This window comes from Neorhizobium sp. S3-V5DH (assembly GCF_004343065.1).
Classification (GTDB): domain Bacteria; phylum Pseudomonadota; class Alphaproteobacteria; order Rhizobiales; family Rhizobiaceae; genus Neorhizobium; species Neorhizobium huautlense.
The window spans coordinates 59,431-86,056 of sequence record NZ_SMCL01000017.1; the positions used below are offsets into that span (position 1 = coordinate 59,431).

Genomic DNA, 26,626 nt, shown 5'->3' on the forward strand with positions numbered 1-26,626 from the left:
GCGGAGCGGCAACAAAACTCTGCTCTAGCCCGCTCGCCAGTTCTCCTGGCGCATCTCTACGCGTTGCCAAATGGCGTCATTGATCCTGATCGACGGCACCTGAACGACACGCACAGCTCGGAAGCATTATCCCGCGCCAGCCTTCACTTTGAGAGGCTTTCGGCTTTCATAGCCGAAGGATTGAAGTGGACGACGGTGTTGTCGGCTTTGGTTCCCGGAAAGCTGAATGCAAATTCAGGTGCGTTGGGATCGGGGAGCCGACCTTCTTCTGCTTCACGCGCTTCTCGGGTTCGAAGAACTCGCGGGATATGTGACCCAACGACGGCAGGTGAGGTACGGGTAGATCGACAGATCCAGTCGCGGCGGCCGGCGCTCGACCCGGCACAGGATTAGATGCTTGACGGCGTCGAAGCCGATTGCGCCGAGCTGAAGGGCCTGCTTCACCGCCGCATGCAGATCTGCCAATTCGAAGCTTTCCAGAAGACGGAGAACCTGCACATATTCCCGCCGCCCATGCTTGGCCATGCGGCCTTCCATCAGCCGGCGCAGCGTCGCGAATTCCTCCGGCAGGTCCCAACCCTGGAGAGGGGCAGCCTGATCCAGGGAGTTGATCTTCTGCTCGATCAGCGGCAGGTAATGAACGGGATCGAAGACGACGTCCTCCCGCTCCCAGCACCGCGGATAACGGGCAATGACCTCGCCGCGGCAACCGATCACCACCTGATCGACATAGCCCCGGACCCAGACGTCTTGATGGCCGTAGGCTACAGGCACGGAATAGTCGTTCGCCTTATAGCGGACGAGCGACTGGGCCGTCACAACAGCGCTGGCCTGGTCGCAGGCATCAAACGGCGACGCGGGCAAGGGGCGCATGGCCGCCAAATCCCGCTGCAATCGTTCGCCGATCGTCTCGCTCTCACCGCGCAGCTTGTCGCGCTGGCGTTTGCGGCACTGCTCTTCCAGAAAAGCGTTGAAGGCGTCCCATGTCGGAAACTGCGGGATCGGCACCATAAAATTACGTCGGGCATAGCCGACGAGACCCTCGACATTCCCCTTGTCGTTGCCTTTGCCGGGACGGCCGTAGCGATCCCGGATCAGGTAGTGGGACAGGAAGCCGCTGAACAACGTCGCCCGCTTGCGTGTGCCGTCCGGCAGGATCTTGGCCACCAGGCAACGGTCGTTGTCATAGACGATCGACTGCGGCACGGCTCCGAAAAAGGCAAACGCATGGATGTGGCCATCCACCCAGGCCTCGGCCACCGCCGCCGGATAGGCCCGCACATAGCAGCCGTCGCTATGCGGCAGATCGAGCACGAAGAAGCGGGCCTTTTGCTCGACGCCGCCGATCACCACCGTCGCCTCACCGAAGTCGGCCTGCGCATGGCCGGCCGGATGCGACAGTGGCACGAATACCTCCTGTCGGCGCTGATCCCGCTCGCGCATGTAATCCTTGATGATCGTGTAGGCGCCGGTGAACCCGCACTCGTCACGAAGCCGGTCGAACACCCGTTTGGCAGTATGCCGCTGCTTGCGCGGCATCACCATGTCAGCTTCCAGCCACTGCTCGATCGTCGAAACGAATGCATCCAGCTTCGGACGCCGGATCGGCGAACGTCGCTGATAGCCGGGCGGTGTCGAATACGACAGCATCTTGGCAACGCTGTCGCGCGATACGTTGAAATGCTTTGCTGCCTGTCGCTGCGTCATCCCTTCGGAAACAGCCAGGCGAACCCTCAAATAAAGTTCCACGGTGTAGATCCCCCGTCCCTCCTGCGATCATTGCAGAAAGGAAATAGGTGGCCGGATTTTACTCCGCCCGCAGCAGCACTATGCCGCCGCTACCGTGGCCGACTTTTCCACCGCCGCTCTCAGATGGGCCATATCTGAAAGAACGCACTTCACCTGATAAGGCGGTGGAAAGGGAAATTCCTCGGCTACGGCCGTGCAAAGTGCTCGCCACTTCGTATCATTCATATGGGAAGACAAGCCGCGTTCCGCGATGGCACGGCGTACTTTCGCGGTCTCATTGCTGTCTGTCGAGCCAATATAGAGCATCCGTCGTTCCTGCTCTTCTTCAACTGGATGTCAGAAACATCGGGCGGAACAGTTAGTCATAAATTTGCATGTGCTATCAAGGAATATGGATTGGTATTGCCCTCTCTGTGATCGCCACGGGATTAATATTAAAGACTTTCGCAAATTGACCGCTCGGTTCTCGGGACAGGGAGCATTCAGGGTGGTTAGTGTTACGACAGAAGATCATCAAGGCCGATCTGCCACCGATCATTTCTCGGGGAGCCCCGGCAAACGCGTAAAGGTGCTGGATCATTTAGGAAGAGTTCGGCGCAAGTGAGTGACGGCTGCTCTCGCCCCAAAGCGGATACGTTCGGTGCCGCAGTGGTGCAATCCTCCATCGGCTAGGGCAGGATACCTGGTCAGTCTGGACTTCAAACGTAGTCTGCAACGTGAGCATTCTGGAGGTAGCCGAACACACGAAAGCGGTCTGCTGTTTCCTCACCTGGCACATGGATTTTCTTCAGTGCAGACCGAACAAGATCGCGCTGATCCGATGTTTCGACGTGAATGTCGACGTGGACAATGTCCTTGTAACCGCCAATGCGAAAATGATGAAGCCACTCGTAATCAGGGCCGTATCTGTAGCCATTTGTCGAAAGCGTACTTCACGCCGGAGTTGGATCAAGCGCATGCATCGCCAAACCGAGTTCGTCCCACTTTGTATCGTTCATGACCGGGTTGAGCATAACGATTCCTTTCGAGCGAGCTGAGGTAGTGTCGTCAGCGACATCAACTACAGGAAGCTCAGGATCAAACTGTCGCTATCTGCGTCGATACAAGGGAAATTGAGACGCCACAATGACTGCAATTGGTGCGAAGCGGAAGATGGCCTTAGCTGCCAAAGGCAGAGGGCTGTAGCTTCCCGGACGTAAGAAGATGTTGGAGCGTGTAAGCGACAGAGCGTGCATCGTCCAACGCATCGTGCCCCTGTAAGTCCGGATGCTCAACGCCGTAATAATCTGCAAGCTTGTTGCTGGGCGTTCGCGCCAAATCCTCGACAGGCATCCCAGCAGCAAGCAGAAGCTTCACGGCGTTATCAAACCGGGGCGCGGGAATCGGTGGCTTAATGCCTTCGACGTAGCAGCTGATTGCGATCATGTTCAGCTCGTCTTTCCCCCATGACCAGAAGGTTGCACCATCAGAAAAGCGGTCAAGATCGTCCAGCGCTGTCTGCAGAGGTCTGCCATCTCGCGTGATTTGTTCCACGGTGATGCCCGTGAGGTCTGTGAAGTAGGGGTCGATTGCATATCGAGCGCCATGCCTGTCGTGCGGCGTCACGTAAGCTTTGAAAGTCTCAAGTATCGGGAAATCTTCTTCGAGACCGATTTTCACTGCTCCGATTTGAGCAATCACAGGGTCGGGGTCGATAGCTGCACACCAGAAACGACTCTGAGAGCCTTTGATGCAAAGGAACTCGCAGTCGAAGATGATAGCTGTTTTCACGCGCGTCTCCCGACAACATTATCCGCAGCAAGAATAATCGGGCTCGGGGGGAGTGGCAATGACTGGTGGGTTGGCGCAATATGGCCGTCGGAGGTTCCGGCATAGACACTTCTGTCGATCCGCAGAACTGCTCAGACCGCTCGAACTTCGGCAAGCCGCTTCACTGCGTACTCGTCCTGCCAGCAGACGGCGGCTTCCCATGCGGCCGACGCCTGCTCTGCGATGTCATGTGTGCCGTCGTCGAGATCAGCAGCGTTGCCGGGCAGTACCAGGTCAAGGTCGGGCACGTCGACATGTGACTCGTCCCAGTCGATCAACGCGACCCGATCTGCGGTCATGCGGACGTTGGCAGGGTTGTTCGGATTGCCGTGAACAACGCATGTCTCACGCCCGATTAGCCGCGCCCACGCTGCTCGACATCGAATAACGCCCTCGGGCGGCATCGCAGCAAGATTGATCCTGGTTCCGGTTTCAGCACCGAGGAGGTCGGTCGATGATCTCCAGCCAGGCCGCTGCGGCCAGCCCTGGGTCAACCGATGCAGTTCACGGAGTGCATCGGCGACGCGACGCCAGTCTGACATCGTTTCGGGCGGTCCGCCCTCGAGGTACTTCATCACTACTAGACCGTCCACGAACAGGCGGCCACCAGTCGCCGGAATCGGTACCGGAACCGTCATGCCTTTACGGTTGAGGTGTTGGAGGAGGTGGGTTTCCCACGCAAGATCAGCGTCGGTCCTTGAACCAAGACGACCGACCGCGATCTGCCCGTGCACACGAACGGTCCACACGTCATTGGCAACTCCACCAGTCAGTGGTTCAATGCGAACCGCGTCTTCGCCCCATTGTCTGAGTGCGTCCCATCCCATTGGCAGTGCCCTTGGCGGCTGTGTAAAAATTGGCGGAAGAAATAGAGAAAGTTTGCGACACAAGGAAGTCCGCTTTGACACACCTGCGCACGCGGCACGGGGCAGTCGTCCGACTTTCGACGCACGCTTCCGTTTGATAGGTGAAGTGCTGCGACACGGGGAAGCTTGTTAGATGAATTATTCGGATGTGATTGGAGGCGATGAGCTTTTAAGATGGTTCGGCGAGGTTCCTACCTTTCACGACAGCGAAATCCTCAGTCTATCCTCCATAGAACCGGGGCCAGCGAATTGAAGGTGCATGGCTGGATCATGACCAATGAGGTCGGTCCAGACGGACACATTGTGCTGGACAAGCACGCGGTCGTAACCTTTTCACTCGAAGGCATCATGGACCTTCAGCTCGACGGCTTCAGCGGCCAGAATGTGATCGCGGGCCTCGTCCTGCAACGCGCGACCGACCGAGGCAGATCAAGCTATTTCAGCCTGCCGGAAGATGGGACCGACGTCGAGATCGAATTGACACCTTGTTACGGCTTGGACGGCTTCATCAGGGCGAAGAAGGTGGCGATTTCATTCATCCCAGGACGCCCGGCGGATATGTAGCCCCGTTCGGCTCCTATTGGTGCGAAACGGAAAGCGAACGTCGGCCCTCAGCAGACGCTTGTTCCTCTGAGTCTAGCTGGCGAAGGTATTCATCGCCGCTGATCGTCGTCCACCCCTCCCTTGGGAATCGCTGAACTTCAACGTCTTCCAGTGAGAAGTAGGCTCCAAAGAAGTCACAATTCGGATCAAGTAAGGCAATTCTCCTATCTAGCTCATTGCCGCTCCGTGAAAGTTGATCTTCAAGTGCATCTTCTCTCTTACCGGTTCTTTAGGCATGTCGACTTTCCAATAGCTCGCGAGAACATTTCCCTCGCCGTCCCTGATATCTCCTGTTGGCACATCAGCGCCTTAACGCCTCTCGGCCCGAAGTCGTCGTTGCTCGCCAACGGTACTGGAGTTAGATAAACTACTGCCACCGATCACGAAACGTCCATGAACAGCATTAGCGTCGCAAACATTGCAAATCGTGCCAATGGCCTGGAGCCAGGGCCTATTTCACCAGAAGAGGTCGAACTCGCCCGGAACATTCTCCGAGGACGCGACGGAGGCGTCGTTGATGCAATCCATATCGTCGGGCTTTGTGGCGGCGCTAGCGACGCACCACTGTTGGAAGCCTATCTGCAGGGTGAGGAGAACAACGTCTACGCGGAGTACGCACTCAAAGCGTTATGTCGCTATCTTGGTCTGGTCGAACGATATCGACCTTTGTTGCGCCAATGGATGAAAAACAAGGACGATGGCTTCAGGAGAATGCCTGCAATTCACCTCGCGAACGAATATTTTCGCGATTTCGAGGACAAAGAGCTGGGCCGGTACCTCACGCGCGGCACCTTTCAGATCGAGAGCCGGGCTCAGATGGCCATGCTGCCCCGTTTGAAGCCGCGCACCTACTACGATTTCGTGATTCAGGTGGCGATCGTTCGGCCGGGACCGATCCAGGGCGATATGGTCAATCCTTATCTGCGCCGCCGCGAGGGCAAGGAGCCGGTCGAATATCTCCATTGGCGGCCGGAAACACTGGCTTTGGCGAGCCGTCGATCAGGACGGATATTCTCGACGAAATCGTGCAGGCTCGTCGCGACACGAAGGCTGCCAAGCGATTGCTGGTCAGGCTGCTGAAGAAGCAAGGCCTCACGCCGAAGCGGATCATCAGCGACAAGCTGCGCTCATATGGAGCGGCAAAGCGGGATGTGATGCCTTCTGTCGAACATCGATCGCATAAAGGCCTGAACAATCGCGCGGAAAATTCACACCTGCCGCTGCGAAAGCGAGGACGGATGATGCAAGGCTTCCGAGCCTCCGGCGGATTGCAACGATTCACCGCGGTCTTTTCGGCAATCAGAAATCACTTTGTCCCGTCCCACTATAAGGACACCGCCCTCGCCACCCACATTCATCGAATCCGCGCAATGGCGCAGTGGAGGGCCGTAACTGGCACAGCTGCCTGAGTTCAACGGCAAGCCATTCGCCCGGCTTCAGTCAAACAACATGACATCACCCCGCAAGGATAGGCAGCTCAGACTTCCATTGGCTGTGAAGCTTCGAGGCGGATGAGCGCTTCTGCGAGTTCGCCGGCGCCAGTTGCCACGAAAGCGGCACCCGCTTGCCTGAGGACCAGCGCGCGGTCTGGACGCGGGTCGGCCGGGTCGACAAAACCGATCGCCGTCATGCCAGCCGCCCTCGCCCCCATTATGCCATGGGCGCTGTCATCGATCACCACGCAATGCGCGGGATCGACCCCGACGGTTTCAGCACAGAGATGGAAGAGGTCCGGCGCTGGTTTCGGTCGCGCTACCATATCGGCGCTAAAGACGGACGGGGCGAAGGCGTGCCAGAGATCCAACAGGCCGAGACTCTTCGACAGCCGCTCCGTCGAACTGTTCGAGGCAACGCATTTTCGGTGCGGCAACGACCGCACCAGCTTTTCCATGCCGGGCATCGGTTCCAGACAACGGGCGAATTCCGGATAGATATCGAGATGCCAGGCGTCGAAGACCGGATCCAGATCGCCGATGCCGAGCTCTTCCGTGCAGATGCGGCGGATAGCGGTGGCGGAATTGCCGGTGAACCGGACCAGAACCTCTTCGGCGGTTATCGCCGCGCCGGCATCCTGGAGAGCCTTGGCAAGCGTACGGCTGGCGATCGGCTCGCTGTTGATCAGCACGCCGTCACAATCGAAAATCAGAAGATCTATCTGCATAAAAGTCCAATTCCAATGAGGCGTCAAAGCCGATTGACGCCGGCAGCACCGTCAACGACGGCGAAGCGCTGGAAAACGGCAGCAGGTGAATTTTGCTGCTTGCGGTCGGCAATGCCGATGAAATCCACCTCCGCAGACCGCTCGCTGAGACGCATGATCGCATAACCATGCTTGCCGGATGTAAACTTGAGATGCGGGTTCTCGGCGAGAGCCGTCGCCAGGCTCGCTTCTGACGGCGCATCCGAGGTGATCGAGCCGCAGACGAATTCGCTGGCGATCGGATGAGTCTTTTCATCAGCGAAATCCCGCTTTATATCGGCGGCATAGAAGGCATGCAGATCACCGCCGATGACAATCGGGTTCGAGGCAGCCGAAGAGTGTACGGCGCTCAGTAATCTGCCACGCGCGGCGCGGTAGCCGTCCCAGCCGTCAAGATTATAACCCGTCTCAGGCCCCACCTTGGTGTCGCGTTCCGAAACCAGCGTCTGCTGAGCGATGACATTCCATTTCGCCTGCGACATGCCAAGCGTTTCCGCCAGCCATTCTTCCTGGGCCGGCCCCAGCATGGTCCGCTCCGCCTGATCGTTGCCGGCGGCGCCCTGGAGCTGCGGCGAGCGGTATTGCCGCGTGTCGAGCAGGCTCACGCTGAGCAGATTACCAAAGCGGTAGTGGTCATAAATGCGCAGCGCGTCGAAGCCGGCAGCCAGAGCCGGCGGAACAGGCATGTGTTCGAACCAGGCCTGATAAGCAGCACGGCGGCGGTCGAGGAATTCCGCCGGGTTCGGAGCATCCGGCGCGCGATCGCTCGCATAATTATTGGTGACCTCGTGATCGTCCCAGATGGTGAGCCAAGGGAAAGCGGCATGCGCCGCCTGCAATTGCGGGTCCGACTTGTATAGCGCGTAGCGATCACGGAATTCGTAGAGAAGTGAAGGTACGCCGGTTCCATGCTGGCGGACAAGCTCGTTACCGTAGCTGCGTTCGTAGATGTAGTCGCCGAGGTGCACGACGAGATCGAGGTCGCTCCTGGCCATCTCACCGTAGGCGCTGTAGAAACCCTGCTCATATTGCTGGCAGGAAGCGAAAGCGAAACGGAAAGCGTCTCCGCCTTCCGGCGCAGTTCGGGTGCGCCCGACCGGACTTGTCGCATTGCCGGAGCGGAAGCGGTAGAAATACCAACGGCCGGGCTTCAGGCCCTTTACTTCCACATGCACCGAATGCGCGAATTCCGGTACGGCGCGGAAAAGACCGGACTGTACCGTTTTCGAGAACGTCTCGTCCTCGGCGACCATCCACTCAATGTCCATAGGTTCCGCCACCCGCTTCGGAGCAGGGGCAAAAGGATCGGCGGAAGTGATCGCAGACGTATCTTCCAGAATCAGTCGCGTCCAGATGACGACACTGTTCGCCCGCGGCGAGCCGGAGGCGACGCCCAGAGAAAACGGATCAGCCTTAAAACTTGCCGCACGTGCCCGCCCGAGCGGTCGCCAGATGGCCGCAGCCGCAAGTCCGCATGCCAGGAGGCTTCGCCGATCAATGCGTGGCATCGAACAGTCCTTCTCGCACCCTGACGGCCAGGTCCGGTCGATCGGTGGTGATCTGGCGGATCGGCTGCTTCAGCCAAAACGACAGATCATCCGGCTCGTTCGGCACCCAGACGCCCAACTTTTCGGCCGGTATCAAGGCTGACAGCAGGTCCCATTCCTCGGAGAGCAGCGCCTTCTCGACGGCAAGCACGTCGGACACCTGCAGCATGAACTCGACCGACCGTCTCAGGCCTCGAACCTCGACGGACTTATGATTGAGCGAAGAAAGCCGGCGGATATGCGGTGCCACCTCACCGACTTTCTTCAGGACATCACCGTTGAAGCTCGTCAGGAACGCGCGGTCTGCTAGGTCGAAGCGGTCCAGCTCCGCAGTCACCTTGGCTTCAAGACCGTCGTAAGGCTTGCCGCCGGAATCCGCCTTCAGTTCGACGTGCAGTTCGAGGCCGGTGGGCGCGTAGGTTTCCAGCACCTCCTCAAGGGTCGGTATGCATTCATCGGTACCTTTGAGGATGACCGAGCGATATTCGCCGGCGGCAAGATCAGCCACACGGCCGGACCGCTCCGTCGTGCGGTCGAGCGTCGCGTCATGGATGACCAGAAGTTCGCCGGCAGCGCTGAGATGCACATCGAACTCCACGGATTCGACCTCAAGCCCGATGAGATTGCGGAAGCCCGAGAGACTGTTCTCTGCCCAGAGATTGCGGGCGCCGCGATGGCCGACGATGATCGGAGTGGTCATTGGAAATACCTCATTTGCTGGAATCCACCAGGCCCCTGGTGAACCACCGCTGCATCAGGAGAATGACGAGCGCAGGGGGCGCCATGACGAAGAAGGAGGCCGCCATTGCCAAGTGCCAGGCGGGCTGGGCATCAGCCACCGGGATCAGGTCCTTCAGTCCGATCATCGCAGTGTACATCTCCTTTTCGGTGGTGAAGAGCAGGGGCCACAAATACTGGTTCCAGCCATAGAGAAAGAGGATGATCGACAGCGCCGCGATATTGGAGCTGGACAGCGGCAGCAGCACGTCGCGGAAGAACTTCAACGGACCTGCGCCATCGAGCTTGGCCGCCTCGCAAAGCTCGTCCGGCACGGTCAGGAAGAACTGGCGAAACAAAAAGGTCGCGGAGGCCGACGCGATCAGGGGTAGTATGAGGCCGCCATAGCTGTTGATCATGTTCCACTGCAGGGCGGCATCGAGTTGATAGCCGGTGGTACTTGCGAGGAACCCGGTCAAGCCGATCGCTCCGAAGAAGGACCGAAGCGGCCCTCCGGCATCCGCCACAGCCTCATAGGTCGGGATGATACGCACTTCGACCGGCAGCATCAGCGAGATGAAGATCAGCCAGAAAGCCGTCATACGGAAGGGAAAGCGGAAATAGGTGACCGCAAAACCGGCAATGACCGAAACAGCAAGCTTGCCAACGACGATGCCAACCGTGACGATAATCGAATTGAGGTAGAGTCGCCCGAAATCGCCCTCCATCCACGCAGTAACCGTGTTTTCGACGAAATGATCGCCCGGTACCAGCGGGAACGGGACCTGCTGCACCTCACCGACTGTGAGCGAGCCGGCAACAAAGGCGAAGTAGAGCGGCAGGCAGACGGCCGCGGCGCCGATCAGAAGCACCACATGGCAGAACAGGGAAAGCCAGATATGCCGTTCGACCATGGTCACACCTGATAGTTGACTTTGCGCTCGACGGCGCGGAACTGCAAGACCGTGAAGAGGACGGCGATCGCCATCAGCACCACAGATTGGGCGGCGGAAGAGCCGAGATCGAGCTGGCGGAATCCGTCCTGGTAGACCTTGTAGACGAGCGTGTTGGTGCTGCCGGCCGGGCCGCCATGGGTGATGACGTCGATGATACCGAAGGTCTCGAAGAGGCCGTAAACGAAATTCATCACGATCAGGAAGAAGATCGTCGGTGCGGCCATCGGCAGCGTGATTGTCAGGAAACGCCGAACAGGCCCTGCGCCGTCAATCGCGCCGGCCTCGATAACGGAGGCGGGCACCGCGAGAAAGGCCGCGACGAGGAAGATGTAGTCGTAACAGACATGCTTCCAAATTGCCGCCACCGAAACCAGAAGAAGCGCGTCGGACGGGCGGCGGTTCGGATCCCAGGCATATCCGAGCTCGTCCAACATCTGCGCCAGCGGCCCGACGGTCGGGTTGAAGAGAAACGCCCAGAGCACCCCGGAAATCGCCGGTGCGATGGCATAGGGCAAGAGGATGACGCCTTTGTAGATCGCCCGGCCGCGCATCACCTGATCGGTGGCAAAGGCGAAAAGGCAGGCGACAAAGAGCGTCACGAAACATTGGACCGTCGTGAACCACAAGGTCAGCACCGCGCTGTCGCGGTATTCCGGGCTCGAAAACAGCGTGGTGAAATTATCAAGGCCGACGAAGATCATCGTCGCCCCGAAGGGATCCACCTGCACGAAAGCGAGTGACAACGCCTTCCAGGTGGGGATGAAGAAGAAAAAGAGCAGGATGAGAAGCTGCGGGGCCAGAAGGCCCGCTGCCAACCACGGGCGCCGGAAATGCGAGGCCTTCAACCCGGTTTCCGACGAAGTGAGCAGCGAGCCCAGCTTGAGCCGCAGCGGGAAACGAAGGCGCGTCGCTGCGCCCTCGCTCAACCTCATGGCACTACTTGCCGGCATGGAGCTTCTCGTACTGGCGCAGGATTTCGTTGCCGCGCTTGACGGAGCTGTCGAGCGCTTCCTGCGGTGCCTTCTTGCCGGTCCATACGGCCTGCATTTCCTCAAGCAGGATCGCGGTCGACTGATTGTGGTTGCCGAAGCGGAAGCCACGGGAATTGTCGGTCGGTTCGCCGCGGGAGAGCTGCTCGATAGCAACCTCACGGGTCGGATGATCCTTGAAATAACCTTCCAGCTTCATCTTCGCATAGGCGGCGTTGGTGACCGGCACATAACCGGTCGCCTTGCTCCACCATTCCTGCACGCCGGGTTGAGCGACATAGTTGAAGAAAGCGGCAACGCCTGCCTGAACCTCTTCCGGCTTGCCCTTGATCGCCCAAAGCGCGGCGCCGCCGATCGTGCTGTTCTTCGGCTGGACGCCTTCCTCATGCGGCATGACCGCGGCGCTCCACTTGAACTTGGCATCTGCCTCGACGGCCGAATGGCTGGCTGTGGAATTGATGATCGATGCGCAGGTGCCCGAGGTATAGAGGCTGATCGGCGCCACGCCCTGACCGGCGATCTTCAGCACGCCGTCATCGATCCACTTCTTCAGCCGCGCGACCTGCCCGACGACGGAAGTCCTGTTGTAGACGAATTCGGTGTCGAGGCCGCCGTAGCCATTGGCCTTGGTTCCGAACGGCTGATCGTTGATGGCCGAATAATTCTCGATCAGGCTCCACTGGAAATCGCCCGGCAATGCCATGGGGCAGTCGGTGACCTTCTTTTCCTTCAGCGCATAGAGCTGCTTTTCAAGCCCCTGCCAAGTATCGGCGGGCGCGTCGAAGCCAGCAGCCTTGAAGGCATCGGCATTGTACCAGAGGATCGGCGTCGAGGAATTGAAAGGCAGCGCCGCCGGCTTGCCGTTGACGATGTAAAAACCTGCCACCGGCTTTACGAAATCGCTCCAGTCGATCTTATAGCCCTGCTTGGCCATCAATTCGTCCGCCGGGATAATGGCGCCAGATTTCAGCATGGTCATGAAACCGCGCTCCGCCGACTGAAGGATAGCCGGCTGCTGATTGACGCGGTAGGCGGCAACCATGGCCGCCATCGTCTCCTCGTAGTTGCCCTTGAACGTGCCGACGACCTCATACTTGTCCTGCGACTTGTTGAAGTCGGAGATCAGTTGCTGCACCGTTTCGCCAAGCTTGCCGGAGATGGCATACCACCATTCGATCTTCACGCGTTCCGCCGCGGAAGCACCGGCCGCGCCCATCAGCAACGCACCGGCGGCAAGCAGGCTGGCAACCGATTTCATATATGTCGAAGCCATGTCTCGGATCCTTCTATCGGGTCTTTTTCATGACCCGCCTTGTTTCGGTTCTGGCCATCACCATCCGTCTGGGTTAGCCATGACATGCAGGTTTATGTTACATATGTTACATCGTTGTGACGTTTGTGCAAGCGGGTGGTGGGATATGGAACATCGTGAGTTGATGGTGCGGGCTGCATGGCTCTACCACGTAGAGGGGCTTACCCAGCAGCAGATCGCCGAGCGGATGAACATCACCCGGCGGCGGGTAAACGAAATCCTGTCGGAAGCCTTGGAAACCGGCGTTGTACGGATCAGTTTCGATTCCGCGCTCTCCGAAAGCGTCGAACTGGAGGTGAAGCTGCGCAAGCGTTTTGCGCTCAGGGACGCGGTCGTGGTTCCGACCCCGAATGAGACGGCTCTCCTGCATTCGGTGCTCGGACGGGGCGCCGCGGGCTTCCTCGGCCGACTGATCCAGACGCAGAAGCCGGCGTCCATCGGCATCGGCTGGGGCTCGACGCTCCGCGAGACGATCCAGCACATGCCGTCGCTCAACGAGCCGCAGATCAAGGTGCGCTCGATGATGGGCGGTCTTACCCACGGCTCCGAAATCAACACATTCGAGATCGTTCGCGGCTTCGCCCAGGCGATCAGCGCCCAATGCCGCTATTTCGCCGCGCCGATTTATGCGGAAAGCCCCGAATCCCGCGAGGCCATCATATCTCAGACGGTCTTTCAGAGGACTTTCAGGCAGATCTGCGACGTGGACGTGGCCTATTTGAGCGTCGGCGACGTATCGCAGCAATCGCTGCAGGTGCGCTATGGCCTGCCCGAAGGGATGAGCGAGGAAATTCTCCAGAAGGCCGGCGCGGTGGGCGATCTGATGGGCCGGTATCTCAACGCCTCGGGGCAGGAAATCGACCACCTGCTGAATCGGCAGGTGCTCTCACCGGAACTGGATGACTTCCGTCGCATCGGCTGCCGCATTGTCGCTTCCGGCGGCGCACATAAGCACAAGATTCTTCACGCGGTAGCGCAAAGCGGCCTTGCCAACGTACTGATCACCGATGCCGACAGCGCCCGGGCGATCCTTGCCTAGATATTGCGCCGACATCGTCAATGCGCTGATCAGGCTTTCTGTACCCCGTAGACATCGTCGCTCGCAGCAAAGGAATGCGCAAGCTCGGTGAGGATGTCGTTGACCGCGAGCGCGGGCTCAGACAGCGGGAACTGGTCTGAAACGCAGAGCGATATCTTCACGTTCATCGACGGCTTAACGATCCTGAGTACGGCGACCTGTTCGTCGGAGTCGCGCACCGCATTCGCCGCAGACCACGGTAGAATCGTCGAGCCTATGCCGGCACTAATAGCGCGAGCCATCGTGGAGAGAGATTCGATTTCGGCAATCAGTTTAGGCGCGAGGCCCACCCGTCTAAACGTCGTATCGACGACCTTGCGGACCGTATGTATCGCGGTCGGAAGCATGAGGTCGAGCTCTGCGAGCTGCTCCACCGTGATTTCGTCCTTGCCGTCTATACGCTCGACATGGCTAGAGGGGGCCACTGCGAACAGGTTCTCGTTAAGCAACGGCTCGAAGGTCACACCGCGGATCGGGCCCGCATCGTAGATGAAGGCGACGTCGAGCTTTCCCGTCATGATCATCTCGCTGATGACGCCACCGAAATTCTCGTTGATGTGCAGGAGGATGTTCGGATAGCGGGCACGAACGGTCTGCAACAGGGGCAACGCCAGCACCGACGCCGTGCTGAAGGGTGCGAGGCCGACGGACACGCGTCCGGCGACCACATTACCCGAGGCGCTGATATCCGCCTGGGCCTGGTCTATCTGGCGTAGGATCATCTGGGCGTGACGGTAAAGCGCGCGCCCGGCCTCCGTCGGCACGACGCCCTGTTTCGAGCGGATCAGCAGCTTCTTCCCGAACTGGCTTTCCAGCGAGATGATCTGCTGGCTCAGTGCCGGCTGCGCAATATGCAGGATGGCGGAAGCCCGCGTCAGGCTGCCGATATCGACGATCTTTACGAATGCCTGTAGCCGGCGTGTATCCAACGGGCAGCTTCCTCCAAAACCTGCTTGCAGTGTAGCAATCAACGCTGTCGCCGCCTATGCCAAGCTTCTGTTTTGGCGGAACTATAACAAATGCCGATCACCCCATATGCAAGTGATCTTTTGCAGCGTCGGGAGACAGGGTTAGCGTGATCGTCAGCAACAGATGCGAAGGACGAACCACGGATGGCATTCTCGGATTATAACACCGCACTGGTAACCGGCGCGTCGACCGGTATGGGCGCCGTTATCGTGGAGCGCCTGCGGCGCGAGGGGCTGGAAGTCCATGCGCTGGCGCGCAATGCGCAGCGGCTGAATGCGCTGGCGGCGAAGTGCGGCTGCATCCCGCATGTGGTCGATGTTTCGGACACCAAGGCTCTGACATCGGCGGTCGGGGGCCTGAAGATTGACATCCTCGTCAACAATGCAGGTGTTTCGCGCACCGGCAACATCTTGACGGCAGATGAGTTCGCGATCGATGAACAGATCGAGGTCAACATCCAGGCGGTGCTGCACCTCGTGCGCCTGCTGATGCCGGGCATGGTCGAACGTGACCTCGGGCATATCGTCAACATCAGTTCGATCGCCGCGGTCTACAATTTTGGCGGCAACACCATCTATCACGCGACCAAGGCGGCCGTGCACCAATTGTCGCGGCAGCTTCGAGTCGATGCCTACGGCAAGCGCGTCAGGGTCACCGAGATCTGCCCCGGCCGGGTGGAAACGGAAATTTTCGGGCGTCTGCTCGGCGACATGGAGGAGGCGCAGCGTCAGTTCTACGACGGCTACGAATCCCTCAAGCCGGAAGACATTTCCGATGCCATCGCCTTTGCGATCGATGCTCCGCGGCATGTGAACATCGGCCATATCGAGATCCTGCCGACCTTCCAGGTCCCAGGTGGTCTAAACTTTGAAAGGCGGTCCGGCGACTGAACACCAGCCGGGAGGCAAACGACTTACAAAAAGGGGAAAGGAACATAAAAATGTCCGTCAGCAAACGTCAGTTCATTCGCTCGGTCGCAGCCGCGGCCCTGCTCCTATCGTCGGCCCTTCCATCCATGGCGGAGATGCAGATCAATCTCTCCGATGTGCTGCCGGAAGGCAATTTCATGGTGAAGAACGCGATCCGCTTCGCCGATGTTGTCAAGGAAGCCACCAAGGGTGAGATCGTCATTTCGGTGAAGCCGGGCGGTTCGCTCGGCTTCAAAGGGCCGGACCAGCTCACGGCCGTGCGGGATGGGCTCGTCGAGATGGCGGACATCAACATCTCCCAGCAGGTCGGCGTCAATCCGCTGTTCGGCGCTGAGGGAATTCCTTTTCTCGTCAGCTCAATGGAGGAGTTGAAGAAATACCACGCGATCATTCGCCCGGTTTTCGAGAAGATCGCCGAACAGAACAACCAGAAGATCCTCTACATGGTGCCGTCGCCGGCTCAGTACGTCTATCTGAAGGTCGCGGTCGACAATATCGAGGGGTTCAAGGGCATTCCGGTCCGCGGCGCCGACAAGAACACGGTCGATATCGTCAATGCACTCGGCATGGCCGGCGTGGCGATGCCCTGGGGTGAACTCATCCCGGCCCTGGCGTCCGGCCGCGTTGCGGGTGTCGCCACCTCCGCCACCTCGGGCGTCGACGGCAAGTTCTGGGAGTTCCTGGACTACATCTACCCGACGAACCACACCTGGGGTTCGAACATGGTGACGATCAACCTCGACATTTGGAACAAGATTCCGGACGACCAGCAGGCGGCGATCGAGAAGGCTGCCCGTGATCTGGAGCCGGAATTCTGGGGCATCTCCCGCCAGGGCGACCTTGACAGCATCAAGATCATGTCCGACCAGGGCATGAAGCTCGCCGATATTTCCCCGGAGATGCGCGCAACCATGGTCGAACGGGCCGAGGCTCTGCAGAAGGCATTCATCGAGCGAGTTCCGGATGCGGCTCCTCTCGTCGAGCAGTACAAGGCCTCGGTCAAGGCGAACTGAGATGGCACAGACGCCAGCTCCCGCAAGCGGGACGGGGCGCGAAAATGGACTGGTGGTCGCGCTTCAACGCGCGGCCGATCACCTCTCCGTTGCCGGCGCCCTGCTCGCGGCCGCATGCATCGTCGCCTTGACCTTCCTTGTCTTGGCTGAGATTGCAGTTGCCTTGCTGTCGAAGATCATTCCCACCATGCCAAATAGCATTCACGTGGGTTGGGAATACAGCGCCTATCTGATGGGCGCCTCCTTCCTACTGGGTGCCGGCATGACCCTTCGGGCCGGCCTGCAGATCAGGGTCGAGATGCTGATGCGTGCAGGCCATGGCCGATATGCCCGAGTGCTGGAAGGCATCTCCAGTGCGCTGGGCTCCGCCGTTTCAGCCTTCATGGCCTATACGCTGGTAGAATTCACGCTCAGGACCTACCGCTTCGGCGAGGTGTCGCAGGACAGCCTGACACCGCTTTGGATACCGCAGGCGGTTCTGGCGCTGGGCGCCATCATTCTTGCCGCGCAAATGGTCGCGCGGACGCTGACATGCCTGGCCGGCCATGCCGTCGACCGTCCGGATCTCGGTGCTGCCACCGCCATCGAAGGATAGGCCCCATGCCGCAGCCTTTCCAGGCGCGGCCAGATGGAGAATTTTGACATGACTGCTGTTATGGGAAGCCTGTTCGGATTCCTGTTCGGATTCCTGGCCATCGGCGGATGGATCGGTATCGCGCTCCTGGCGACGGCGCTCGGCCTCGGCTTTCTCTTCATGACGGCGCCGATGGGTCGGCTGTTGCCGCAATATGCATTCAACATCTTGACGACGCCAGATCTCGTCGCGCTCCCGCTCTTCGTCCTGATGGGCGAGTTCCTGTTCCGTACAAAGCTCTCCAAGGCATTGTTTGCCGGGCTCGCGCCCTGGGCCGGACTGCTGCCGGGCCGGCTCCTGCATGTGAATATCATCGGATGCTCGATTTTCGCCGCCATTTCGGGTTCGTCTGCGGCGACCACGCAGGTGGTCGGCCGCATGACGCTGACCGAATTGCTGCGTCGCGGCTACTCGCCGGATATCGCCATCGGCAGTCTGGCCGGGGCCGGCACGCTCGGATTTCTCATTCCACCCTCGACGGTTATGATCATTTACGGCGTGCTGGCGGAAGAATCCGTCCTGCGGCTGTTCACGGCGGGGTTCATTCCCGGTATCCTGCTGGCGGGGACGTTCGGTGCCTGGATCATGATCCACACGACCCTTCGCAAGGACATGGTGCCGGAAAGCGAGCGAGCCCTGCGTCATATGCCGCTTTCACAGCGAATCGGCGCGTTGAAGGAGCTGTGGCCGGCCCTGTTCCTGATCCTGTGTGTGCTAGGGTCAATGTATGGCGGGTTAGCCACGCCGACGGAGGCGGCGGCCCTCGGCGTGCTCGGTGCCTTCGCTCTCTCCTGGGCACAGGATGCGCTGTCTGCAAAAGTCCTGCGCGATATCGCGCTCGGCGCGGTGCAGACCTGTTCCGTGATGGGCATGATCATTCTCGGTGCGACGGTGCTCGGCAATGTCAGCGCCACGCTGGGCATCCCCGATGTGGTCGCGGCGACCGTCTCGGCCTGGGAATTGTCGCCCATCACCCTGATCATCGCGCTCATGGTGCTTTACCTGATCCTCGGCACGGCGCTCGAAGGCTTCTCGATGATCGCCACGACCCTGCCGGTCGTCCTGCCGATTGTCGAGCAGGCCGGTTTCGATAAGGTCTGGTTCGGCATCTTCATTGTGTTGGTGGTCGAGATGGCGCAGATCACGCCTCCGGTGGCCTTCAATTTCGCGGTGATCCAGAACATAACCGGACGCGGAACGGGCTACATCGCCCGCGTGACCATGCCCTATCTGCTGATCATGATGGGTTTCGTGGTGTTCCTGGCGCTATTTCCCGAAGTTGTAACCTTCCTCCCGGACCTGATCCTGAATTAAAGTTGTCCACGCATTCGGCAAGCGAAAGGGGCAAGTCCATGACCCGCCCCTTTTCATTCCACAAGGTGGAAACGGTGAAGGTTCACTCGTCTGTGGTCAGGCCCTTGGCGGCGAGCACCCCGGCGAGATTGCTCACCTCGATCACGGTATTGCCGGCCTTGTAGGCGGCGATGTAGCCAGCTTCCGCTTCTTCGCGCTGCTGCGACTTGACTGCGACGGCGGCGGCATCTTCGCGACGGATGACGACGACGCCATCGGCATCGCCGCGCACCACATCGCCCGGACGAATCAACTCGTCACCGACGACGATATCGGCATTGATCTGGCCAAGCGTCTCCTTGACGGTTCCCTTGACGCAGACGCTGAGCGAAAACACCGGCAGGCCGAGCTTGATCAGGTCGGCAGTGTCGCGGACGCCCGTGTCGGTCACAACCGCCGCGATGCCTTTTGCCAGGCAGGCATTGGCAAGCACGTCGCCGAAGGACCCGGCCTCCTCATATTCCCCGGCCGACACCACGATCACGTCGCCGGCCTTTGCGTAGTGGATAGCGACCTGGAGCATGATGTTGTCACGCGGCGCGCATTTCACCGTGAAGGCGGTACCACAGAAGGACATCGCGCGGTCGACAGGCTTTATGCGGGAGCTCAGTGCGCCGAGACGTCCCTGTGCCTCGTGGATGGTGGCGACGCTGTGCCGCGACAGGGCGGCGACGCTTTCCGGCGACGCGCGTTCGACTTTTGTCCGGACGTGGACCATGGCTTTCCTCCTTGTGAAAAGGGACCGGTCATCCGGTCCCCAAGATTGGTTCGATGTTCCGGCCGTCTCAGGACAGGGCTGCGCAGGCCTTGGCGATCAAGGCGCAGGCCTTTTCGATCTGCGCCTCCGACGTGGCGATCGACAGCCGGAAATAGGGTGAAAGGCCATAGGCGGCGCCCTGGATGGCCGCGACCCCGCAGTCGAGCAGGTAGAGCACGAAGTCGAGGTCGTTGGTGATCTTTCGCCCGTCGGGGGCGGTCTTGCCAATCAGGCCGGCGCAGTTGACGAAGAGATAGAATGCACCTTCCGGAGCCGTGCAGGAAATACCGTCGATCGCATTCAGGCGTTCGACCGCGATGTCCCGGCGGCGGCGATAGGCCGCGACGCTGTCGATAATGAAAGCCTGGTCGCCGTCGAGTGCGGCCGCGGCCGCTGCCTGGCTGATGGAGGACGGGCAGGACGAAATCTGCGACTGGAGCTTGTTGACCGCCGCTACCAGCGGGGCGGGGCCGGCTCCATAGCCGATGCGCCAGCCGGTCATGGCGTAGCTTTTCGATACGCCGTTCACTAGGAAGATGCGGTCAACAAGGCTGGGGGCGGCCTCGACCAGGCTGACGGCCTTGCCTTCGCCGAACCAGATCTCGTCATAGATTTCGTCGGTCAAAACCCAGACATGGGGATGGCGCTGAAGCACCGCGGCCAGCGCCTCAAGTTCCGCGCGGGAATAAGTGGCGCCGGTCGGATTGGAAGGCGCGTTGAGAATCAGCCACCGGGTTCTCGGAGTGATCGCTGCCTCGAAGGCTTCCGGTTTCAGCTTGAAGCCGTCCGCCTCGGGGCAGGTGACGATGACGGGCTTGCCTTCATTGGCCAGCACCATATCGGGATAGGAGACCCAGTAGGGCGCGGGAATGATGACCTCGGCCTGGTTGTCTACTGATGCCATCAGCGCCAGGAAGATGATCTGCTTGCCGCCGCCGCCGGCCGTGATTGCGTCGAGCGGATAGGCGTGGCCCGTATGGCGCTGCAGCCGGCCGGCGATCGCTCGGCGCAGAGCCAGCGTGCCGTTGACCGGCGTATACTTGGTGTCGCCGGCGCGGATGGCGACAATGCCCGCTTCCTTGATGGCGTCGGGGGTATCGAAATCCGGCTCGCCGACGGTCATGTCGACGATATCACGGCCTTCGGCTTTCAATTCCCTCGCTCGGGCTGCGGCTGCGGTGCTCGGAGAAGGCTTGATGCGCTCGACACGCGCTGCGGGCTGGAAGTCGGACATGGATCACCTGCTTGCCGGTTTTGCGGCTTCTGGCTGTGAAAAGAGCAGGGGAATCATAAGATGGGCGGGAAGGCAGGGCTAAGACGGAATCGGTCTGGCGTAATAGTCCCGGCCAATGGACAAGCGGCCGGACCCATCATTAAAAACCGGTCTGACCCCATCATCGAACCGTTATGATAGCGTTTTTGCCAGTCTTGCCTCGTCTCGCAGCGCCATCGAGCGCTGTCCGGCAGGCCCGGCAGAAGCGCAGGTTCCGATGGATATCGAAAGACTCAAGACCGTGATGCAGTGGATGGCGGCCTCGCCGCTCGCCGAGCTGGAATTCACCGACGGAGACCAACATATCCGGCTGGTCAAGGCTGGCTCCGGCATCGTTCAGCCGTCTCCCGCGCCGCAGGCCTCAGGCGACATGGTCCCAGCGGCTGCAGCGCCACCACGGGTCTCCCCGTCCAAGCAGACAGTCGACGCGCCGATCTTCGGGATCGTCCATCTCTCGCCGTCGCCCGACGAACCCGATTTCGTCGAACCCGGGCGTCCCGTGCAGGCTGGCGACACGCTGTGCCTGATAGAGGCGATGAAGGTCTTCACTACCGTGGAGGCGCCGCGCGACGGCGTTATCGCTGAACTCCTGGTCAAGGCCGGCGGCGAGGTAACAATGGGGCAGCCGATTTTCGTGATCGAGGCCAGCGCATCATGACACGTCCGCATGCCCTGCCTTTCTCCAGCGTCCTGATCGCCAATCGCGGCGAGATCGCGTTGCGCATCCAGCGCGCCTGCCGAACCCTTGGCCTGCGCTCTGTCTGCGCCTATTCAGAGTCCGACCGACACGCGCCCTATCTGCAGAGCGCAGATGCCGCCATCTGCATCGGCCCGGCACCCGCAGCCAAAAGCTATCTCAATATCGAGGCGATCCTCACGGCCGCGGAGTTGACGGGCGCGGAAGCGATCCACCCCGGCTACGGCTTCCTCTCTGAAAATGTCGATTTCGCCCAAGCGGTGCATGCGTCCGGGCGCGTCTTCATCGGACCGCCGGCCGAGGCGATCCGCGTCATGGGAAACAAGGTCGCCGCGAAGAGGGCGATGCTCGCCGTTGGCGTGCCCTGCGTGCCGGGCTCCGGCGGTGCCCTGGGGGAGGATGAGGCCGAGACCGCACGAATCGCTGCCGATATCGGTTACCCCGTCATCCTGAAGGCGGCGGGCGGCGGCGGCGGGCGCGGCATGCGGGTCGTTCGTTCGCAGGCGGAACTGTTCAAGGCGGTGCAGGTCACGCGGGAAGAAGCACAGCGCTTCTTCGCCAATCCGGATATCTATATCGAGAAGTTCCTGGAACATCCGCGCCATGTCGAAATCCAGGTACTGTGTGACAGCCATGGCGAGGCCGTTTGGCTCAGCGACCGCGACTGCTCGCTGCAGCGCCGGCACCAGAAGGTGATTGAAGAAGCGCCGGCGCCTGATATTGACCGTTCCGCAATTGCCGCGATCGGGGAGCGCTGTGCTGAAGCGTGCCGGCGTATCGGCTATATCGGCGCTGGCACCTTCGAGTTCCTTTTCGAGGACGGGGCCTTCTATTTCATCGAGATGAACACCCGCGTCCAGGTCGAGCATCCGGTCACGGAACTGGTCACGGGCATCGACATCGTCACGGCCCAGTTGCGCATTGCAGGCGGCGAGCCGCTGGGCCTCCGGCAGCGGGATATCGGCATCTCGGGCCATGCACTGGAATGCCGGATCAATGCAGAGGATCCTTTCACCTTCGCGCCGCGGCCGGGCCTTATTGAAGATCTGGTGTTGCCCGGCGGGCCTGGTGTGCGGGTCGATACCCATGTGACGCGCGGCTACGTCATACCGTCGAGTTACGATTCCATGATCGCCAAGCTGATCGTGCATGGCGCGACGCGGGCAGAGGCCCTGGCGCGCATGCGGCTTGCCCTGTCGGAGCTTGTCATCGCCGGCCCCGCCTGCAACGCGCCGCTGCATGCGGAACTGCTGTGCGATCCGGGTTTTGTCGCGGGGGGCGTCGACATTCACCATCTGGAAAAGCTGCTGGAGAAGAGGGGCATCGCATGAGCGCTTCCGCCGCCAGCCTGGAAGAGCCGCGTATCACACCGCTTGGATCCAGCGCCATCCTGTTCGAAGCGCCGGGCGCATTCGATATCCAGCATCAGAGGCGCATCTGGGCGCTGGCGGATGCCGCCGCAACCTGGGACATGGTCGTCGAGGCGGTGCCCGGCATGACCAACCTGATGCTGATCCTGGCCCGGCCGCCCCGAGATATCGGCGTCTTCGAAACGCTGCTCCGTGGCGCCTGGGATACCGGCGACGAAAAGCATGTGGAGCCGACCGTGCTGGAATTGCCCATCGTCTACGGCGGCGAGGGTGGTCCCCATCTGCACGACGTGGCGGAAGGCACGGGCTTGTCCGTCGCCGAGGTCGTACGGATCCACACCGAGCCAGATTACACCGTCTATGCCGTCGGCAGCCATGCCGGCTATTGCTATCTTGGCGGTCTCGATGCGCGTCTGTTCATGCCCCGTCGCAAGGTGCCGCTGGTTAGTATTCCCGGCGGGTCCCTCTCGCTTGCCGGCATGCAGACCGGCGTTTCGGCCTCGGCCGGTCCGAGCGGCTGGCACACGATCGGCCGAGCCGAGATCAGCTTTTTCGACCCTAAACGGCTGCCGCCGGCTCTGCTGAAGCCCGGCGATGTCATTCGGTTCAAGGCGGAGCGCGTCATCGCATGATCGAGATCCTTTCCACGCCTTCGCTGGTCACTATCCAGGATCTCGGCCGCAGCGGCTTCTATCGCTATGGCGTCTGCCGGTCCGGGGCGATGGACAGGCTGGCGCTCGCCATTGGCAACCTGTTGCTGGGTAATGACCGTGGCGCCGCCGGGCTTGAGATCCCGATCCTGCCGCTGCGCCTGCGCTTCAATTCCGACCTGAATTTTTCACTGACGGGGGCGGATTGCGGCGCCATGCTCGGCGACCGGCCGTTGCCGCCCTTTTGGGCCACCCGCGCAAAGGCGGAGGATGTGCTCACGCTCAATGCGCCGCGTTCCGGATGCCGCGTCTATCTCTGTGTTGCCGGTGGCATCGACGTACCGGAAGTGCTTGACTCGCGCAGCACGCAGTTGCGCGAGACCTTCGGGGGCATCGAGGGCCGGGCGCTGGCAAAGGGTGATCGCATAGCCGCCGTGGGTAATGACGTCAGGCTTCCTCATGCAGGGGTCGGGACGGTGCCGCCCGCTGTGGCGCTTGCGGCGGCAGGCGATAGCACAACTGCGGTGCGCGTCATCCCGGCGGCCGAGCACGCGGACTACGACGACGCCTCCCGTGCCGCCTTCTGGTCGGCAGACTGGAAGGTGACCGTGCAGAGCAACCGTGCCGGCTACCGGCTCGAAGGTCCCGAGCTAGCGCTGACGCGGCCGCGCGAACTCAGGTCGCATGGGGTAGTGCCCGGCGTCGTCCAGGTGCCAGCCGGCGGACAGCCGATCATCCAGCTGGCCGATGCCGCCACCATGGGTGGTTATCCGAAGATCGGGGTGGTCATCGATGCGGACCTTTGGCGGATTGCCCAGGCCCGGCCGGGTGATGCGCTGCGTTTCGTGGAATGCGACACGGCAGGCGCAGCCGATGCGCATGACGAGACGGAGACATATCTTGCCCAACTGGCAGCTGACGTAGGTCGCCAGCGCCGCCTGGCAACAGCATGGGGTGTCGCATGAGCCTGACGGTGGCCGACCTCGATGACCTCCTTGCCCGCATGATCGCTGCCGGCTTGTCGCATTTGTCCTATTCCGATGGCCGGGCGAGTATTTCGATGCGGCTCGACCCCGCCTCCGCCGTGCCCTTGAGCGCGGCCCCGGCGCCGGCTGTTGCTGAGCCAGAGACGATCTCGACCGCGTCCATGGGGCGCCTTGTCTTCGCCCATCCCGGCCGGCCGGAAGATGTCGCGGCCGAAGGTCTCACCATGGGGGCAGGACAGGCCGTCGCTTATGTCGTCTCCGGCCAGGCCATCACCGCTGTCGTCGCGGAAAAGCCCGGCTCGCTCGGCAGGAGGCTGCGGGAAGAAGGCGATATCGTCGGTTACGGCACGCCTGTTTTCGAATTCGTAGCGCATGGCTGACAACAGGGGAGGTGCGGGAATGCGGATCGATATCAATGCGGACCTCGGCGAGGGTTTCGGGCCCTACACGATTGCCGACGACGCGGCGCTGATGCCGCTCATCACGTCGGCCAATGTCGCCTGCGGTTACCACGCCGGCGATCCCGTCATCATGGACCGCACAGTGCGGCTGGCGCTTGAGCATGGCGTCGACCTGGGCGCCCATGTCAGCTATCCCGACCGCATGGGTTTTGGGCGCCGTCCCATGGTCATGGATGCCCGGGAACTGGAAATGCACATCCTCTACCAGCTCGGAGCGTTGCATGCGATCGCCGGGGCCGCCGGACACCGCATCACCCATCTCAATCCCCATGGAGCGTTGGGCAACAAGGCATCGGCCGATCCCGCTATTGCCGAAATTCTGGTTAGGGCGACCTTTTCTTTCGATCCGGATATCCACTTTCTCGTCCTGCCCGGCTCGGCGCTGGAAAAGGAAGCGATGGGCATGGGTATGAAATGCCATCGCCTGTTTCTCGCCGACCGGGCCTATACCGCCGATCGCCAGCTGGCACCGCGCTCCCTGCCGGGAGCCGTCATCAAGGACGAGAGCGCCGTCATGGCGCGCATTCTGCGCCTTCTTCGCGAGGGCACGGTCGAGGCGGTCGACGGTCAGGTCATCGACATGCATGCGCGCTCCATCCTGGTGCATTCGGATACGCCGGGGGCCGTCGCACTGGCGCGAGAAATCCGCCGGTCGCTCGCGGCCGAAGGTGCCGAATTCACCGCGCTGTCCAAACTGTGCGAAGGCTGATTTCCGGCTGCTGCCGGCGACAAGACAAATTGGGAGAAAACACCGTGAGCAGGATCGAAATTCTTCAGGTCGGCCCCTATCCCGCCTGGGACGAGGAGCGCCTGAACGCCACCTTCACCATGCACCGCTATTTCGAAGCGAGTGACAAGGTCGCATTTCTGGCCCAGCATGGGTCGAATATTCGCGCCATTGCGACCCGCGGCGAACTCGGTGCCAACAGGGTCATGATCGAGGCGCTGCCGAAGCTTGAAGTCATCTGCGTCTATGGCGTCGGCTTCGATGCCGTCGATCTGGCTGCAGCCCGGGAACGCGGCATTCGCGTCACCAACACGCCCGATGTCCTGACCAAGGACGTGGCGGATTTGGGGATGGCGATGATGCTGGCACAGGCGCGCGGCATGATCGGCGGCGAAAGCTGGGTCAGGAGCGGCGACTGGGCGCGGAAGGGCCTCTATCCGCTGAAATCGCGCGTGCACGGCAAGCGGGCCGGCGTGCTCGGCCTCGGCCGCATTGGCTTCGAGGTCGCCAAGCGCCTTTCAGGCTTCGACATGGAAATCGCCTATAGCGATGTGGCCCCGAAAGATTATGCGAAGGATTGGACCTTCGTCGCCGATCCTGTCGCGCTCGCCGCCCGCTCCGATTTTCTGTTCGTGACCTTGGCCGCATCAGCCGACACGCGCCACATCGTCGGCAGCAAGGTCATCGAGGCGCTCGGTCCCGAGGGCATGCTGATCAACATCTCGCGCGCTTCCAATATCGATGAAAAGGCGCTGCTCGATGCGCTGGAAAATCGGACACTCGGCTCTGCCGCCCTCGATGTCTTCGAGGGGGAACCCAATCTCGACCCGCGGTTCCTGGCGCTCGACAACGTGCTGCTGCAGCCGCACATGGCCTCCGGCACAGTGGAAACCCGCAAGGCCATGGGCGCGCTGGTCTTCGACAACCTGTCGGCCCATTTCGACGGTCGGCCATTGCCGACGCCGGTTCTGTGAGGAAAGC

Annotated in this window: 26 protein-coding genes and 2 pseudogenes; 15 read left to right on the top strand and 13 right to left on the bottom strand. The window is 60.9% G+C overall.

What is annotated here, in order from left to right:
• Nucleotides 1-273: 273 nt before the first annotated feature.
• From istA to EDE09_RS20535, 4 genes are all read right to left on the bottom strand, one after another.
• Entirely contained in the window at nt 274-1,749 is a 1,476-nt protein-coding gene (istA, locus tag EDE09_RS20515; RefSeq protein ID WP_105375114.1) for an IS21 family transposase, read from the bottom strand.
• 78 nt (nt 1,750-1,827) lie between these two features.
• Complete coding sequence (locus EDE09_RS20520) at nt 1,828-2,055, bottom strand: DUF6678 family protein (RefSeq protein ID WP_105375113.1); 228 nt, start codon at nt 2,053-2,055, stop codon at nt 1,828-1,830.
• An 852-nt stretch (nt 2,056-2,907) separates the two neighbouring features.
• Nucleotides 2,908-3,519: a 3'-5' exonuclease gene (locus tag EDE09_RS20530; RefSeq protein WP_132412701.1), complete on the bottom strand. Its 612-nt coding sequence runs from the start codon at nt 3,517-3,519 to the stop codon at nt 2,908-2,910.
• Nucleotides 3,520-3,650: 131 nt separating this feature from the next.
• The gene (locus EDE09_RS20535) at nt 3,651-4,385 is read right to left on the bottom strand and encodes a phosphotransferase (protein ID WP_132412703.1); all 735 of its coding nucleotides are present in this window, start codon (nt 4,383-4,385) and stop codon (nt 3,651-3,653) included.
• 309 nt (nt 4,386-4,694) lie between these two features.
• Here EDE09_RS20535 and EDE09_RS20540 point away from each other — a divergent pair, with 309 nt between their 5' ends.
• The 3 genes and pseudogenes from EDE09_RS20540 to EDE09_RS20550 all read left to right on the top strand — a co-directional run.
• Nucleotides 4,695-4,988: a hypothetical protein gene (locus EDE09_RS20540; protein ID WP_245423073.1), complete on the top strand. Its 294-nt coding sequence runs from the start codon at nt 4,695-4,697 to the stop codon at nt 4,986-4,988.
• 837 nt (nt 4,989-5,825) lie between these two features.
• A pseudogene (locus EDE09_RS20545) lies at nt 5,826-5,978 on the top strand (hypothetical protein); the annotation flags it as partial.
• A 4-nt stretch (nt 5,979-5,982) separates the two neighbouring features.
• A pseudogene (locus EDE09_RS20550) lies at nt 5,983-6,436 on the top strand (DDE-type integrase/transposase/recombinase); the annotation flags it as partial.
• A 68-nt stretch (nt 6,437-6,504) separates the two neighbouring features.
• On the opposite strand, the gene EDE09_RS20555 reads toward EDE09_RS20550, so the two are convergent.
• From EDE09_RS20555 to EDE09_RS20580, 6 genes are read right to left on the bottom strand one after another with little or no spacing between them, the layout of a single operon-like run.
• Nucleotides 6,505-7,188, bottom strand: a complete 684-nt coding sequence (locus EDE09_RS20555; protein WP_105375157.1) for an HAD-IA family hydrolase — start codon at nt 7,186-7,188, stop codon at nt 6,505-6,507.
• 23 nt (nt 7,189-7,211) lie between these two features.
• Nucleotides 7,212-8,735: an alkaline phosphatase D family protein gene (locus tag EDE09_RS20560; RefSeq protein WP_132412705.1), complete on the bottom strand. Its 1,524-nt coding sequence runs from the start codon at nt 8,733-8,735 to the stop codon at nt 7,212-7,214.
• Nucleotides 8,722-9,474, bottom strand: a complete 753-nt coding sequence (locus EDE09_RS20565) for a glycerophosphodiester phosphodiesterase family protein (protein WP_132412707.1) — start codon at nt 9,472-9,474, stop codon at nt 8,722-8,724. The genes EDE09_RS20560 and EDE09_RS20565 overlap by 14 nt, the downstream gene beginning before the upstream one ends.
• Before the next feature lie 10 nt (nt 9,475-9,484).
• Nucleotides 9,485-10,405 carry an ABC transporter permease subunit gene (locus EDE09_RS20570; RefSeq protein WP_105374711.1) on the bottom strand — a complete coding sequence of 307 codons (921 nt, stop codon included), beginning with the start codon at nt 10,403-10,405 and terminating at the stop codon, nt 9,485-9,487.
• A gap of 2 nt (nt 10,406-10,407) precedes the next feature.
• Nucleotides 10,408-11,397 carry an ABC transporter permease subunit gene (locus tag EDE09_RS20575; protein ID WP_132412709.1) on the bottom strand — a complete coding sequence of 330 codons (990 nt, stop codon included), beginning with the start codon at nt 11,395-11,397 and terminating at the stop codon, nt 10,408-10,410.
• Entirely contained in the window at nt 11,384-12,694 is a 1,311-nt protein-coding gene (locus EDE09_RS20580; RefSeq protein ID WP_245505213.1) for an extracellular solute-binding protein, read from the bottom strand. Before EDE09_RS20580 ends, EDE09_RS20575 begins: the two co-directional genes overlap by 14 nt.
• A gap of 160 nt (nt 12,695-12,854) precedes the next feature.
• Here EDE09_RS20580 and EDE09_RS20585 point away from each other — a divergent pair, with 160 nt between their 5' ends.
• Nucleotides 12,855-13,787 carry a sugar-binding transcriptional regulator gene (locus tag EDE09_RS20585; protein WP_132412711.1) on the top strand — a complete coding sequence of 311 codons (933 nt, stop codon included), beginning with the start codon at nt 12,855-12,857 and terminating at the stop codon, nt 13,785-13,787.
• Nucleotides 13,788-13,816: 29 nt separating this feature from the next.
• On the opposite strand, the gene nac is transcribed toward EDE09_RS20585, so the two are convergent.
• Nucleotides 13,817-14,755 (bottom strand): nitrogen assimilation transcriptional regulator NAC, encoded by a 939-nt coding sequence (gene nac / locus EDE09_RS20590; RefSeq protein ID WP_105374708.1) that lies wholly within the window; start codon nt 14,753-14,755, stop codon nt 13,817-13,819.
• A gap of 183 nt (nt 14,756-14,938) precedes the next feature.
• Between nac and EDE09_RS20595 the strand changes: the two genes are divergently transcribed.
• Genes EDE09_RS20595 through EDE09_RS20610 form a run of 4 tightly spaced genes read left to right on the top strand, consistent with a single transcriptional unit; the run spans nt 14,939 to nt 18,685 of the window.
• Nucleotides 14,939-15,685: an SDR family oxidoreductase gene (locus EDE09_RS20595; protein WP_105374707.1), complete on the top strand. Its 747-nt coding sequence runs from the start codon at nt 14,939-14,941 to the stop codon at nt 15,683-15,685.
• A 50-nt stretch (nt 15,686-15,735) separates the two neighbouring features.
• Complete coding sequence (locus EDE09_RS20600; RefSeq protein ID WP_105374706.1) at nt 15,736-16,737, top strand: TRAP transporter substrate-binding protein; 1,002 nt, start codon at nt 15,736-15,738, stop codon at nt 16,735-16,737.
• Nucleotide 16,738: 1 nt separating this feature from the next.
• The gene (locus EDE09_RS20605) at nt 16,739-17,332 is read left to right on the top strand and encodes a TRAP transporter small permease (RefSeq protein ID WP_105374705.1); all 594 of its coding nucleotides are present in this window, start codon (nt 16,739-16,741) and stop codon (nt 17,330-17,332) included.
• Between the two features lie 48 nt (nt 17,333-17,380).
• On the top strand, nt 17,381-18,685 hold the full coding sequence (locus EDE09_RS20610; protein WP_105374704.1) for a TRAP transporter large permease subunit: 1,305 nt from the start codon (nt 17,381-17,383) through the stop codon (nt 18,683-18,685).
• Nucleotides 18,686-18,767: 82 nt separating this feature from the next.
• On the opposite strand, the gene EDE09_RS20615 is transcribed toward EDE09_RS20610, so the two are convergent.
• On the bottom strand, nt 18,768-19,442 hold the full coding sequence (locus EDE09_RS20615; RefSeq protein ID WP_132412713.1) for a 4-carboxy-4-hydroxy-2-oxoadipate aldolase/oxaloacetate decarboxylase: 675 nt from the start codon (nt 19,440-19,442) through the stop codon (nt 18,768-18,770).
• 67 nt (nt 19,443-19,509) lie between these two features.
• Nucleotides 19,510-20,715, bottom strand: coding sequence for an aspartate transaminase (locus tag EDE09_RS20620; protein ID WP_132412715.1), 1,206 nt, complete (start codon nt 20,713-20,715; stop codon nt 19,510-19,512).
• A 256-nt stretch (nt 20,716-20,971) separates the two neighbouring features.
• On the opposite strand from EDE09_RS20620, the gene EDE09_RS20625 reads away from it, so the two are divergent.
• From EDE09_RS20625 to EDE09_RS20655, 7 genes are read left to right on the top strand one after another with little or no spacing between them, the layout of a single operon-like run.
• Nucleotides 20,972-21,412 carry a biotin/lipoyl-containing protein gene (locus EDE09_RS20625; protein ID WP_165924245.1) on the top strand — a complete coding sequence of 147 codons (441 nt, stop codon included), beginning with the start codon at nt 20,972-20,974 and terminating at the stop codon, nt 21,410-21,412.
• A complete protein-coding gene (accC, locus tag EDE09_RS20630; RefSeq protein ID WP_132412719.1) occupies nt 21,409-22,782 on the top strand; it encodes an acetyl-CoA carboxylase biotin carboxylase subunit in 1,374 nt (457 codons plus the stop codon). Before EDE09_RS20625 ends, accC begins: the two co-directional genes overlap by 4 nt.
• Nucleotides 22,779-23,453: a 5-oxoprolinase subunit PxpB gene (gene pxpB / locus EDE09_RS20635; RefSeq protein ID WP_132412721.1), complete on the top strand. Its 675-nt coding sequence runs from the start codon at nt 22,779-22,781 to the stop codon at nt 23,451-23,453. The genes accC and pxpB overlap by 4 nt, the downstream gene beginning before the upstream one ends.
• A complete protein-coding gene (locus tag EDE09_RS20640) occupies nt 23,450-24,436 on the top strand; it encodes a biotin-dependent carboxyltransferase family protein (RefSeq protein ID WP_132412723.1) in 987 nt (328 codons plus the stop codon). Before pxpB ends, EDE09_RS20640 begins: the two co-directional genes overlap by 4 nt.
• A complete protein-coding gene (locus EDE09_RS20645; RefSeq protein ID WP_132412725.1) occupies nt 24,433-24,837 on the top strand; it encodes a hypothetical protein in 405 nt (134 codons plus the stop codon). Before EDE09_RS20640 ends, EDE09_RS20645 begins: the two co-directional genes overlap by 4 nt.
• A gap of 19 nt (nt 24,838-24,856) precedes the next feature.
• Nucleotides 24,857-25,627 (top strand): 5-oxoprolinase subunit PxpA, encoded by a 771-nt coding sequence (locus EDE09_RS20650; RefSeq protein WP_112796834.1) that lies wholly within the window; start codon nt 24,857-24,859, stop codon nt 25,625-25,627.
• 44 nt (nt 25,628-25,671) lie between these two features.
• Nucleotides 25,672-26,619 (top strand): 2-hydroxyacid dehydrogenase, encoded by a 948-nt coding sequence (locus tag EDE09_RS20655; RefSeq protein ID WP_132412727.1) that lies wholly within the window; start codon nt 25,672-25,674, stop codon nt 26,617-26,619.
• Nucleotides 26,620-26,626: the final 7 nt, after the last annotated feature.

Coding starts and splice junctions, on each gene's coding strand:
- EDE09_RS20650 (WP_112796834.1), top strand. CDS start 24,857: ATGCGGATCGATATCAATGCGGACCTCGGCGAGGGTTTCGGGCCCTAC.
- accC (WP_132412719.1), top strand. CDS start 21,409: ATGACACGTCCGCATGCCCTGCCTTTCTCCAGCGTCCTGATCGCCAAT.
- EDE09_RS20540 (WP_245423073.1), top strand. CDS start 4,695: ATGACCAATGAGGTCGGTCCAGACGGACACATTGTGCTGGACAAGCAC.
- EDE09_RS20605 (WP_105374705.1), top strand. CDS start 16,739: ATGGCACAGACGCCAGCTCCCGCAAGCGGGACGGGGCGCGAAAATGGA.
- EDE09_RS20640 (WP_132412723.1), top strand. CDS start 23,450: ATGATCGAGATCCTTTCCACGCCTTCGCTGGTCACTATCCAGGATCTC.
- EDE09_RS20565 (WP_132412707.1), bottom strand. CDS start 9,474: ATGACCACTCCGATCATCGTCGGCCATCGCGGCGCCCGCAATCTCTGG.
- EDE09_RS20535 (WP_132412703.1), bottom strand. CDS start 4,385: ATGGGATGGGACGCACTCAGACAATGGGGCGAAGACGCGGTTCGCATT.
- EDE09_RS20580 (WP_245505213.1), bottom strand. CDS start 12,694: ATGAAATCGGTTGCCAGCCTGCTTGCCGCCGGTGCGTTGCTGATGGGC.
- EDE09_RS20555 (WP_105375157.1), bottom strand. CDS start 7,188: ATGCAGATAGATCTTCTGATTTTCGATTGTGACGGCGTGCTGATCAAC.
- EDE09_RS20520 (WP_105375113.1), bottom strand. CDS start 2,055: ATGCTCTATATTGGCTCGACAGACAGCAATGAGACCGCGAAAGTACGC.
- pxpB (WP_132412721.1), top strand. CDS start 22,779: ATGAGCGCTTCCGCCGCCAGCCTGGAAGAGCCGCGTATCACACCGCTT.
- EDE09_RS20585 (WP_132412711.1), top strand. CDS start 12,855: ATGGAACATCGTGAGTTGATGGTGCGGGCTGCATGGCTCTACCACGTA.
- EDE09_RS20610 (WP_105374704.1), top strand. CDS start 17,381: ATGACTGCTGTTATGGGAAGCCTGTTCGGATTCCTGTTCGGATTCCTG.
- EDE09_RS20620 (WP_132412715.1), bottom strand. CDS start 20,715: ATGTCCGACTTCCAGCCCGCAGCGCGTGTCGAGCGCATCAAGCCTTCT.
- EDE09_RS20595 (WP_105374707.1), top strand. CDS start 14,939: ATGGCATTCTCGGATTATAACACCGCACTGGTAACCGGCGCGTCGACC.
- EDE09_RS20600 (WP_105374706.1), top strand. CDS start 15,736: ATGTCCGTCAGCAAACGTCAGTTCATTCGCTCGGTCGCAGCCGCGGCC.
- EDE09_RS20645 (WP_132412725.1), top strand. CDS start 24,433: ATGAGCCTGACGGTGGCCGACCTCGATGACCTCCTTGCCCGCATGATC.
- EDE09_RS20560 (WP_132412705.1), bottom strand. CDS start 8,735: ATGCCACGCATTGATCGGCGAAGCCTCCTGGCATGCGGACTTGCGGCT.
- EDE09_RS20615 (WP_132412713.1), bottom strand. CDS start 19,442: ATGGTCCACGTCCGGACAAAAGTCGAACGCGCGTCGCCGGAAAGCGTC.
- EDE09_RS20625 (WP_165924245.1), top strand. CDS start 20,972: ATGGATATCGAAAGACTCAAGACCGTGATGCAGTGGATGGCGGCCTCG.
- EDE09_RS20570 (WP_105374711.1), bottom strand. CDS start 10,405: ATGGTCGAACGGCATATCTGGCTTTCCCTGTTCTGCCATGTGGTGCTT.
- EDE09_RS20575 (WP_132412709.1), bottom strand. CDS start 11,397: ATGCCGGCAAGTAGTGCCATGAGGTTGAGCGAGGGCGCAGCGACGCGC.